We start from the raw sequence: 10,986 nt of genomic DNA on the forward strand, positions 1-10,986 counted from the left end.
ACCACAGAGACACAGAGACACAGAGATGAATCATCTACACAAGGACACGAAGGAAAACGGACAACGGGCACGGAGGATTTTGAATTCTGGAGGGGGTTATTCGGCGGCGAGGGTGTCGGGGTCGACCCAGCCGTAGGCGCCCATCTGGCCGCCAGTCTCGGAGGAGGTGAGCAGCAGCGAGGCGGCGCCCAGATGGTAATCGTATTCCCCCGAGGCGGCGCCGACGAAGCGCGGGTCGATATTCAGAACCGGCGCGCCCGACTGGTCACAGCCTGATGTCGCGGCGTAGAACCCAAATATATTGTTATAGATATAGCTACGGCCGGCGGTGCGCTCCTCGATGCCGATGCCGGTGCCCGGCGCGCGGCGGTTCACGAGGATGTTATTGCGCAGCAGCGGCTGGTCGGCCCCGTCGATGAAGATCCCGTTCGGGGCGTCGACGGTGAGATACTGCACGTCGGCGACAGCCCCCCGCACGGCCAGGCCCAGCCTGGCGGCATCGAGAACCGCCCCACGGACGGTCGGAGCGGACGTGTCATCCACGATCAGCGCCGTATCCATGACGGCACGTACATCGACACCACCCAGGAACGCGCCGCGATTGCCGCGAAGATGCACGCCCACATCGCCGCCCCGCGCGACGATCGTTTTCGCCTGTACGTTCGAAGTGCCTTCGGCAAGCAGTCCGGTCGTGCAGTCCCTGAACGTGAGATGCGTCACGACCGTGCCGCTCGCGCCTTCCAGATGCAGGCCGGTCCCGCACATACGCGCCCCGAAACCCGAGAGCTGGAGCGGTCCGTCGGTCACATGCAGCCCGTCCCGCGCGTTCACGATCTCGAGGTTGGCGATCTCGGAGCCGGACGGCTGGTCCGGCAGCGTCCGCAGCCTGATGCCCAGCCAGTCTTCCCGGCCCGGCAGCGAGGCCGCCGACAGGAAGCGCACGGCGGCGGTCCCGGAGGCGGCGACGATCAGCCGGCCGTCGACGACCAGTTCGCACCGGGCCGGGTCGATGCCCCGCTTCGACAGATCCGTCGGGTTGACGCGGATCACGGTGCCGGGCTCGATCGTGAGCGTGGTCAGAGCCGGCACCTCGATATCCCCACCCAGGTCGATGGGGCTCCACGCCTGCGCCCAGGTCACGCTCTGCTTCAGCGTGCCGGCCGGCAGAATCACGAGCTCGGCGGTGCGCGACGAGACGTTGCCGTCGAGATCGACCGCCTCGATCGCATACCGCGTTCTGACACCGGGATTCGGCTGGTCGTCGACGCAGAAGCGTTCGGCCGAATACACCTCGTTTTCCGTTTTCCAGAGGGACAACACAGCATCACTCTCGCCGCGCCAGATGCGGAACCCTTTCAAGGGATCGGCGCCGTCGTAGGACCATGTCACCTTCGGCCCGTTCGGTGTCTGCGCAACAGCCGGAACCGTCGGGGCGGGAGGAGCGCCCGGCATATCGCCGGCCGGCAGCGTCGTAAACGTTGCCGTCTGGGTAAGGTAATGCCGGTCATCGGCCGTGACACCTTCGATGAAGTACGTATAGACGATGCCGGGAACAGGGGGCTTGATCACGAACCGATGGTCGGTGCCGAGGCCAGTCGGTTCGGTCCTGATCTGGGGCAGATGCTCGCCCTGGTAGACGAACGTGCATTTCATCGGTTCGGCCGGGAACACATCGAACAGAACAGTGTCGAGTTCCCGCTTGAAGACCGTGCAGGTGATCCGGTTCGAAAGGGGTTCGAGGCAGAAGTTCACGTTGCCGTACACCTGCCCCTCTTCGATCGTCATGGTCAGAGAGGCCGTCTTGAAACCCTCCCGGGTCACGGTGAAGCGCTGGGTCCCGGCATCGAGCGACGTGAAGGCATACCGGCCATCCTCGCCCGAAGCCGCAGTGAACAGGGAACGATGCGACGTAACTATCGCATTTGCTATTCTATTTCCGGCGGTATCGCTGATGCCGCCAGAAACGACGCCACGCCGGATTTTCTGTTCGTTTTCACAGCCCATGAGGCCGAAGGAAACGAGGGCGACGAGGCACAGCACGGCAATGGCGGCAAAGCGGCCGTTCTTCATGCGAGATTCAGGCCGTTTCGGTTCGTTCATATCTGCGGTGCCTGTCAGTTGCGTTTTTGCTTCGTCCGTCAGGGCAGCCTGGGCGCGAAGAACGCGGATTATCTGACTGCGGCGGTTTTCGCGCCGGCGCCGGCGGCCGGGCATTCGGGTGTCTTCTCGTGTCATACGTCACCCCATACATCGGAAAACCCCGGGGAAAACATTAGGCACGGGAACATCGGGGGGCATCCGCAGATTACGCAGATGGCACAGATTTTTGTGAATTTGGAACAGGGGGAGACAACACACGTCATATACGGGACGGGCGCGCCTGAGACGCGCCCCGACACCAGATACCACAATCATCCGAAACATAACGCAATCGCAGGTGCGCATGGGGCCATGCGCGCAATTGCATGAATGGGTGTGGATACCGGGTTTTAGCGGAACGACTGGCCGTAGCGGCCGAGTTCGAGGCCGTTGATATCGAGGAGTTTGAGAGGGGAAGCGGGCAGGAGGCGGTAATCGTAGGGGTTGCCGCCGACGAAGTCGGGTTTCATTTCCTGAGCGCCGAGGCCTTTGATGCAGTTTCGATAGGCCGTGTCGAAACCGTGGACGTCGTTGTAATCGTATTGCGGGCTTCCCGCCGTCTCGTAGGAAATGCCGGCCGTTCCGTCCTCGGCGGTGCTGCATATGATGTTGTTCTTGATCTCGGGCAATCCTGAAGCGATGGCCACTCCGATGGCGGCGTCGATCGTGCAGTGATCGAGATAATTGTCGGCAATGCCCCCGTTCTCATACCGAACGCCGGTTCCGTAGGGGGTGACGATGAGGTTGTTCGCAAACACCGACCTCGCCACGTCGGCAAGTATGCCGATCTTGTAGGCGTCGATCCGGCATTCGCGCATGGTGATGCGATCCTCCGGGTTGTCCTTCAGGAAGCGACAGCCCACCGAGACATCGCTGATCGTGACCCGCTTCATGTCGAATCTGCGGCAGCCGTATACCTCGACCGCCGCGGAAGCAATATCAGTAAATATACAATCAGAGAGCGTGGGAACGAGCCGCACGCCTTCGATGCGATACCCGCCTGCGCTGTATCTGACGGTCAGATCATGCACGTTCGCCTCGATCCGGTCGACAAGCACGGCGGGGCCGGCACAGCCGAACATCTCGACGAATCCCACTTCGGAAACCCCCGATCCGCCTTTCCGGAAACGGATGCCGGCCCAGTGGTCGCGCACGCCGGCTCCGTTCAGCGGAGTGAACCTGACCGGAACGCCGCTCTTCCCGAGAATGACGGCACGGCCGTTCACGAGGATCTCGACGCGGTCGCGGTCTTCCCCGAGGCCGAACGCGTCCTTGTCGGCAACCCTGAACTCGACGCCGGGCTCGACATACAGGTTGGCCCCGACGCCGACGATCAGATCGCTGACCAGGACCATGGGCGAGTCAGACGCGGTGATCGTGAGGTCGTGATTGATAAAACCGGGCATGAACACGCGCTCGGACGTCGTCCAGGCCGAAGCCGCGCCGAACTCGCTCACGGCGGATACGGCGTATTCGTAGAAACCGCCCCCGTTCGCTCCGAGATCCGTGAACGAACGCACGTCGTCGGACAAGGTCTCGCTCGTCAGAACAAGCCATTCGCCGCCGTTTTCGCGTCTTCTGACCCGATAACCCGCCGCCGAGGCAGATATCGAGCCATCCCATTCGATGGTGACGGTGCCATACGCTTCGAGTGGCCGGATTCGGACCGCGGCGGGAGCTTCAGGCATCGCGCCGACGCCGGTCTTGAAGGGTATATCGACAGATATACGAGGTGTCGCATCGTCTTCATTGAAGCGGACACGCGCATGATACAGGGTTTCGGGTTCCAGGCCGGTGATCGTGAACCGGTGGTTTTCGGCCGGCCCGGTCTCTTCCATGGTATTCGTGTAGCCGTCGCCCGTTCCGTATTCGATGAAGCAGATGACGGAGCGATACGTGTTCCAGACAAGCACGGCGCTCGTGGAGCCGACACTTTCGACCTTCAGGTCGGTGATGCGCCTCTGCCGGCCGGATTTTTCGATCTTCACGATACTCAGATCCGTAAGTTTGTTCGAGGCGATGTCGCAGCCGAGCTCGGTGACGTCATACTCGGCATGTTCTATCACGAGACGGTTCCGGCCTGCGGGAAGCTCCGCAATGTAAAACGTGCCGTCGGTCCCGGTGTAGACCTTTTCGACCTCGTTGAAAATCGAGTAGACACGGGCGCCGGCGACGACGTTGCCGGCGGTATCCACCACCCTGCCCGACACCGAGCCGGTCTGGGGCTCGCGCAGTCCGCAACCGGTGCCGGTCGTGATCAGGGCGAGCACCGCCAGCACAAGCAGTCGGACGAAGGCCTTGTCACGGAACATCGAACGCTCCGATATCCTCGCCGCCGAAGCCGCGGTTTTCCAACTGACTTCCCGAAGAAGGCACGTAGCTGAATCCGGAAGTCGTCAGCTCCTGGAACGGATTTCCGCCTTGGAGACCGATTTCCGCGAGAACGACGTCGATCCCGCCAACCGCCAGGGCAAGGCCATCCGCACCTCGATACCGGAGGGCCGCATCGGTCACGTTCCAGATGCAGTTCCCCGAAATCACCTGGACGAGATTGCTGAACGTCGTATCGCCGCGATAGAGGAGGCCGATCGAATTGCGGCTCCGGTCCGCCAGAACGAGATTACTGTAGATCGTCGCCTGGGCCGCGCCGGAGATCTCGATGCCGATCTGGCCCTGGAGGGTATTGCGGCGCAGCATATCCTTCCCGCGGAGAATGACGGCCGTCCCGTTGGATCCGGGAGCGACGAGGTTGCCTTTCGCAAGCGAGGTGCTGCCGATGTTTCCGAGGTCGAGGCCGGAGACCGACCAGAACCTGACGATGTTGTCCAGCACCTGGGCGCTCGTGTTGTCGCGCGCGATGATTCCATAGTAACAACGATCTATCGTGCAGGAGGCGATTTCCACCGTCTGGCTGTTCGATGCAATGTTGATACCGGAGTGGCAGGTTTCGACCATGCACGATTTCACCGTAACGGCCTGCCTGGCGTCACGGCACTCGATTCCCGATTCGCTGCAGTTGCGAATCACGCAGTCGCTCACGACACGGGGAAGTCCCCGTTCGCCGTTGATTCCATCGCGGGCAAACGAAAGGCAAAGTCCCGTTATCGCTGATGCCGACAGATTGCTCGTCGGGGCAAAGGTGATGCCCGTCCAGTCGCCAGCCTGCGGCGCGGAGGCTTTCGAGGCGAACGTAACCGGCACGTCGGAAGCGCCATCGATGACCAGGGTGCCGAGCACCTTGAGCTCGATTTTCCCGTCCGACAGCGGGTCGAGGTTCCATCGGTCGGCCGACTCGACCTGGACTTCGGTGCCGGCGAGGACTCGAAGTTCGGTTCCGGCGGCGATCGTCAGGTCTCCCGTCAGGATGTACGGATCGCGATCGGGGGTCCAGACGAGGCTCGACGTGGTGATGCCGGGCACCAGGAACGCGACGGCCGGCGTCGGCGTGCTTTCCTCGCCTGTTCCGGCCTGCTTCGTGACGCGGTAATAGACCTTCTGGCCCGCCGAAACGGTCGTATCGATCCAACGGTTTTCCCGAAGAAGCGACGTCGCAACGGATGTCCAAGGGCCGGTTTCGGCGTCGGCGCGATACAGCCTGTATCCGGCGAGATCAGCCCCCGTGTCGGCGTTCCAGGTGATCTCGACCTGGCCGGAGACCGAACCGAGGCCGACCGTCAGACCCTGCGGCGGGTTGGGCCGCGCCGTCGTCAGCATCGTGAAGGTGAAATCCGAACTTTTCAAGGTCCGGCCCTGGGTATCCACGCCGACGGCGACCAGGTGATAGGTGGTCGCGGGGGTGAGGCCGGTCAGGGTGAAGCTGTGATACAGCGCATACGTCGCCACGTCGGGCGATCTGTTCTCGTAGAGCACGTTCGGGCCGTATTCCACGTGGGTGATGCACATCGTCTGCGTGTTGAACTCGATCGTTGCTTCGGACGAGGTCACGTTGATCGCCTGCAGATTGTAGATCGAGCCTTTCTGGAGCAGGGAAAACGTGATGCCCTCGACCGTCTGGCCCGCGAGCGCTTCGACCTGCCGTGACTGGGTTTCGTAGCCGTCGCGGTCCGCCGTCACGGTATAGAAGCCAGGCTCAAGCGATTCGAGCGTCCAGGCGCCCGTCGAGTCGGTATACGTCGACGCCGAAGGGACGGACACGCGCACGGCGCTGAGCGCCCGCCCGGTTCCGTCGACGACGGTGCCGCGCAGGCTTCCGTTGCTCTGCTTTTCGGACTGCAGACATCCCTGGGCGGCGAACAGAACCGCCGCCAGCACCAACACGACGAGCCATCTTCGTTGTTTCATCTGGTCCATGCGTCATCGGTTATCGGCAGGTTTCGCGGTAATCCGAATATGCATGATGCACCACCGGGCGCATCGCGATGCGCCCCTACATGCCGATTGCAACGGCATCCCGTAGGGACGGTTCGCGAACCGCCCCTACAATACACGGGGTAATTCCACACACAGCGATAGGCTCAGATACCGTATACGGGGTTTCTGGCGGGTTGCATGAGAGGGCGGAAAGGGGTAATGTAGTCGGAAACGCGCGACGTTTTCAGCCGGACGCGGCGGACCGCGCCGGTGTCGTGAAAGGAAGGGACCGAACAGTCATGATGAAGATTTCGAAGCGTGCGGACCAGATGCAGGCATCGCCGATCAGGAAGCTGATCCCGCTGGCGACGGCGGCTCGCAAGCGCGGCGTCACCGTGTATCCGCTGAACATCGGGCAGCCCGACATTCCGACCCCCGATCCCATCCGCGAGGCGATCCGCTCGTTCGACCAGAAGGTGCTGGCCTACAGCCCATCCCCCGGCGAGGATTACCTGCTCGAGGCCTTCGCGGGGTATTACAAGCAGAACAACATCGCACTCGACGCGAACGACATCATCGTCACCACCGGCGGCAGCGAGGCCATCTTCTTCGCGTTCCACGCCATCTGCGACCCCGGCGACGAGATCATCGTCTTCGAGCCGTTCTATACCAACTACAACGGAATGGCCCAGCAGCTCGGCGTGCATCTGAAGCCTCTTCTCACCTATGCGGAAGACGGGTTCCAGCTTCCCCCGGTCGAGACGATCGAGAAGGCCATCGGCCCGCGCACGCGCGGCATCCTGATCTGCAATCCGAACAACCCGACGGGCACGGTGTATCCGAAGAAGGCGCTCGAGGGGCTCGCGTTCCTTGCGAAGAAGCACAACCTGTACGTCATCGCCGACGAAGTCTACCGGGAATTCGTCTACGACGGCCTCGTTCACACTTCTGTCCTGCAGCTGCCCGGCATGGCCGAGCATGCGATCCTGGTCGACAGCATCTCGAAGCGGTACGCCGCCTGCGGCGCCCGCATCGGCCTCATTGCGAGCAAGAACAAGGACGTCATGGCCGCCGTCCTCAAGCTCGCCCAGGCTCGCCTCAGTTCGCCGACCGTCGAACAGTGGGCCGCCCGGGCCGGCATCCTGATGGATCCGTCGTATTTCCGGCCGATTCTCGACGAGTATCAGCGCCGCCGCGATGCGGTGATGGAGGGCTTCGCGAAGATCCCGGGCGTCGTCTGCAAGGTGCCGACCGGCGCGTTCTACGTTATCGCGAAGCTCCCGATCGAAGACGCCGAGGAGTTTGCGAAATGGCTGCTGACCGACTTCAGCCATGAGAACGAGTCCGTGCTCGTCGCCCCGGCCGGCGGCTTCTACGGCACCCCCGGCATGGGCCGCAACGAGATCCGCATCAGCTACGTGCTCGAAGTCGAGAAGCTCCGGCGTGCGATGACGGCCCTCGGCGAAGGAATCAGGCAGTTCCAGAAGGTCGAGAAGCAGAAGGGAAAAAGCCGCCCGGCCGAGAAAGCCGCGCACGCTCAGGCATGACCGCCCCCGCCCGACCGACCGTCCGCGTCGCCTCGATCGACGCATCGACATATCCGCTGCCGAACCAGGCCACGAGCGGAGCGGCGGGATACGACGTCTGTTCCCGCGAAGCCCTGACGCTTGCGCCGGGCGCCTTCGGCCGGGTAGGGACGGGGTTGAAGCTCGAGATCCCGCACGGCTACGAGGCGCAGGTCCGGCCGCGCTCGGGACTGGCGGCGAAGCACGGCGTCACGGTGCTCAACGCTCCCGGCACGATCGACAGCGATTATCGGGGCGAGGTGTGCGTGATCCTGATCAATCACGGCCGGACGCCCTTCACCGTCGAGCCGGGCATGCGCATCGCACAGCTCGTTTTCGCACGGGTGACGTCGGTCGAGTTCGAGCGGGCCGAAGACGTGGCCGCGACGCAGCGGGGCGAGGGCGGGTTCGGTTCCACCGGGATTCTGTCGATGAATACCGGGGGCGTTCGCGAGTAAGCACCCCGAGTCACCATCCCGCCGGCAGAGGATTCAGGAGAAGAAGATGAGCAAGCTCAGAGTGTGCGTTATCGGGTGCCTTGGAAAGATGGGTCAGGTCGTGAGCCGCGGCCTTCTGGCGAGCGGCGACTACGAGCTCGCCGCCGGCGTCGATACCGCGCGCATCGGCGACGACCTGGGCTCGGTGCTCAATCTCAGCCATATCAATATCCCCATCTCGGCCAATCTCCAGACGATCCTCTCGGATGCAAAAATAGATATCGCTATAGATTTCACCACCCCTTCGTCCGTCACCTCGAACGTGGCGACCTGTCTCCAGGAAAGCGTGCCCGTCCTGGTCGGCACGACCGGCATCATGCAGGAAGACGTCGAAAAACTCGCCCACCTCTCGAAGAAGATGGCGACGCCGGTTCTTGTCGTGCCGAATTTCGCGATCGGCGCCCTGCTGATGATGGAGTTCGCGAAGAAGGCCGCGAAATACATGCCCCGCGCCGAGATCATCGAACTGCACCACCCGCAGAAACTCGACCGGCCGTCCGGCACCGCGCTTCGCACCCGCGAGGGCATGATCGAGTCGCTCCGCCAGTCGGAAAAGACGAAAGAACAGGGCATCGACGAGGAAGACCCGGACAAGCTGGTTCCGATTCACTCGGTGCGCCTGCCCGGCTTCACGGCACATCAGGAAGTCATCTTCGGCGACGTCGGCCAGTGCCTGACGATCCGCCACGACTCATTCCAGCGGGAATCCTTCCTGCCCGGCATCTTCCTCGGTCTGAAACAACTTCAGGGTCAGAAGGGCCTCAAGGTTGGGCTGGAGCTCTGACGGACAGCCGGGCGGTCACACCGGTGATCGCCCGGAGCGCTTTTGTTGAGTCTTGCCCCACCCGTTCGCCCTGAGCTTGTCGAAGGGCGCGAGGGTGATCGTGCTTCGACAAGCTCAGCACGAACAGAAATACAATGGGATATCGTGCTTCGACAGATTCAGCAGAACGTACACGTGAAGCAGACTTATGGCATGCAGGGTTCGATAAACAGGCGCTGAAGGGAGATTCATCATGAAAATCGTCCATGCCTTTCTGCGGGACCTCGGCGGAGAGTTTACCGGCGACCTTTTCAAGGAGCTCCCCCAGAAGCTCGGCGAAGCCATTCCCGAGCCGGTTTCGAAGATCTACTCGGATTATTTCGTCGCGACCGGCCTGGCCCCCGTGCGCATCAGGCGCAGCGTCGAGAAGGTCCGGTTCGACAAGGGAACGGCCGAGCTGACGACGCATCTGAAGCTGTTCAGCTACGGCGTCGTGCTGTTCGAATACATGCTGACGCTCGACGGCGGCCTGCTGACGATCGAGGAGATGGCGCGACTCACGGCGATCAATCTCGAAACCCGCGGGCACCAGACGTTCGACGCTCTGTTCAAAGAAGACCTGGCCCGGATCGAAGCGGTGCTTCGGGAATGCGTCCGCAAAGAATACGAGTTCAAGACGTTCAACGATCATTTCGTCGCGTACCTCGACGACACCCAGCGAGAGCCCGACCAGGCCGTCTCCCTGCTGCTGCCGCAGATGTTCGACCCCTCGGCCCCCGCCCGCCGGCACGGCATCTCGCAGATATCGGTCGGGGAAGAGCGGGACTACATGTTCCTGCTCGGCCAGCGCGCGTATATCGCCCCGATTCCCGACAGTCTCGACCTTCTCAATTTTCTCGAGCTTTCCCGGGTCCAGCTGTACGAATTAAAAATCTATGATTATATATTAGATCGTGCGATAGAGAACACCTACCAGTTTCTCGACCAGCTTCCTCGGGAAGAGTCGATTCTGCCGGTGTCATGGCTTCGTCGCGACTACAAGCGGCGCATCAGCCACGTGGTTCGTCTGACGGAGATCCGCATGGACCTGGTCGATCTGGTGAAGGACATCACGAACACGTCGAAGGTGACGGACGACCCGTTCTTCGCGACGCTGTATCGCAACCTGAACGATACCTTCCAGGTCAGTTCCTGGTTCCAGTCGGTGCGTGACAAGATCGACGAGATCGATTCGGCCCAGCGAGTGATCATGGAGCGGATCGATATGTCGCGGGCCACGGCCCTGGAAATGATGATCATCATCCTGATTCTCATCGAGATCGTCATGCCGCTCTTCCAGTTCGTCAGCTCGCATTTCTTCTGAAGAGACAACGAACGACAGCGTTGGTCGAAAGGAATCAGCCTCATGCGCGACGAGGGCGGGTATGAAACCCCGCCCCTTCATCAGCATGTGGAGTCTTTCCATAAGATTTCTCTGTGGCTCTGTGGTGTTACTACTCGTCTCATATGGTAGGCAACAGCTATCACGAGTAAAATATAATTCCTCCAGACCGACATGGCACAGCCGTTTGCCCTGAGCTTGTCGAAGGGCGAGTGGATTCGTGCTTCGACAAGCTCAGCACGCACGGCATCAAGTATGCGGATGATTGTCGTGTTTCTTGTGAGCAACCGTGATTCTTGTCAAGGATTTTCGGCAACCAACATGTCATTC

Annotated in this window: 7 protein-coding genes; 4 read left to right on the top strand and 3 right to left on the bottom strand. The window is 61.7% G+C overall.

What is annotated here, in order from left to right:
• Positions 1-96: 96 nt before the first annotated feature.
• The 3 genes from PLU72_19940 to PLU72_19950 all read right to left on the bottom strand — a co-directional run bounded on the left by PLU72_19940 (position 97) and on the right by PLU72_19950 (position 6,441).
• A complete protein-coding gene (locus PLU72_19940; protein ID HOT30455.1) occupies positions 97-2,070 on the bottom strand; it encodes a carboxypeptidase regulatory-like domain-containing protein in 1,974 nt (657 codons plus the stop codon).
• A 419-nt stretch (positions 2,071-2,489) separates the two neighbouring features.
• Positions 2,490-4,451, bottom strand: a complete 1,962-nt coding sequence (locus PLU72_19945) for a carboxypeptidase regulatory-like domain-containing protein (protein ID HOT30456.1) — start codon at positions 4,449-4,451, stop codon at positions 2,490-2,492.
• On the bottom strand, positions 4,441-6,441 hold the full coding sequence (locus PLU72_19950; protein ID HOT30457.1) for a carboxypeptidase regulatory-like domain-containing protein: 2,001 nt from the start codon (positions 6,439-6,441) through the stop codon (positions 4,441-4,443). The genes PLU72_19945 and PLU72_19950 overlap by 11 nt, the downstream gene beginning before the upstream one ends.
• 311 nt (positions 6,442-6,752) lie before the next feature.
• On the opposite strand from PLU72_19950, the gene PLU72_19955 reads away from it, so the two are divergent.
• The 4 genes from PLU72_19955 (at position 6,753) to PLU72_19970 (ending at position 10,638) form a co-directional block, all read left to right on the top strand.
• Complete coding sequence (locus PLU72_19955) at positions 6,753-7,997, top strand: pyridoxal phosphate-dependent aminotransferase (protein HOT30458.1); 1,245 nt, start codon at positions 6,753-6,755, stop codon at positions 7,995-7,997.
• Complete coding sequence (gene dut, locus PLU72_19960; protein HOT30459.1) at positions 7,994-8,473, top strand: dUTP diphosphatase; 480 nt, start codon at positions 7,994-7,996, stop codon at positions 8,471-8,473. The genes PLU72_19955 and dut overlap by 4 nt, the downstream gene beginning before the upstream one ends.
• Before the next feature lie 46 nt (positions 8,474-8,519).
• Positions 8,520-9,296: a 4-hydroxy-tetrahydrodipicolinate reductase gene (dapB, locus tag PLU72_19965; GenBank protein ID HOT30460.1), complete on the top strand. Its 777-nt coding sequence runs from the start codon at positions 8,520-8,522 to the stop codon at positions 9,294-9,296.
• 232 nt (positions 9,297-9,528) lie between these two features.
• Positions 9,529-10,638, top strand: a complete 1,110-nt coding sequence (locus tag PLU72_19970; GenBank protein ID HOT30461.1) for a hypothetical protein — start codon at positions 9,529-9,531, stop codon at positions 10,636-10,638.
• Positions 10,639-10,986 lie beyond the last annotated feature (348 nt).

It is taken from the genome of Candidatus Ozemobacteraceae bacterium (assembly GCA_035373905.1).
GTDB lineage: Bacteria > Muiribacteriota > Ozemobacteria > Ozemobacterales > Ozemobacteraceae > MWAR01.

Excerpts from the sequence above, each read along its gene's own strand:
- PLU72_19950 (HOT30457.1), bottom strand. The coding sequence starts at position 6,441 with ATGAAACAACGAAGATGGCTCGTCGTGTTGGTGCTGGCGGCGGTTCTG.
- PLU72_19945 (HOT30456.1), bottom strand. The coding sequence starts at position 4,451 with ATGTTCCGTGACAAGGCCTTCGTCCGACTGCTTGTGCTGGCGGTGCTC.
- dut (HOT30459.1), top strand. The coding sequence starts at position 7,994 with ATGACCGCCCCCGCCCGACCGACCGTCCGCGTCGCCTCGATCGACGCA.
- dapB (HOT30460.1), top strand. The coding sequence starts at position 8,520 with ATGAGCAAGCTCAGAGTGTGCGTTATCGGGTGCCTTGGAAAGATGGGT.
- PLU72_19940 (HOT30455.1), bottom strand. The coding sequence starts at position 2,070 with ATGAAGAACGGCCGCTTTGCCGCCATTGCCGTGCTGTGCCTCGTCGCC.
- PLU72_19970 (HOT30461.1), top strand. The coding sequence starts at position 9,529 with ATGAAAATCGTCCATGCCTTTCTGCGGGACCTCGGCGGAGAGTTTACC.
- PLU72_19955 (HOT30458.1), top strand. The coding sequence starts at position 6,753 with ATGAAGATTTCGAAGCGTGCGGACCAGATGCAGGCATCGCCGATCAGG.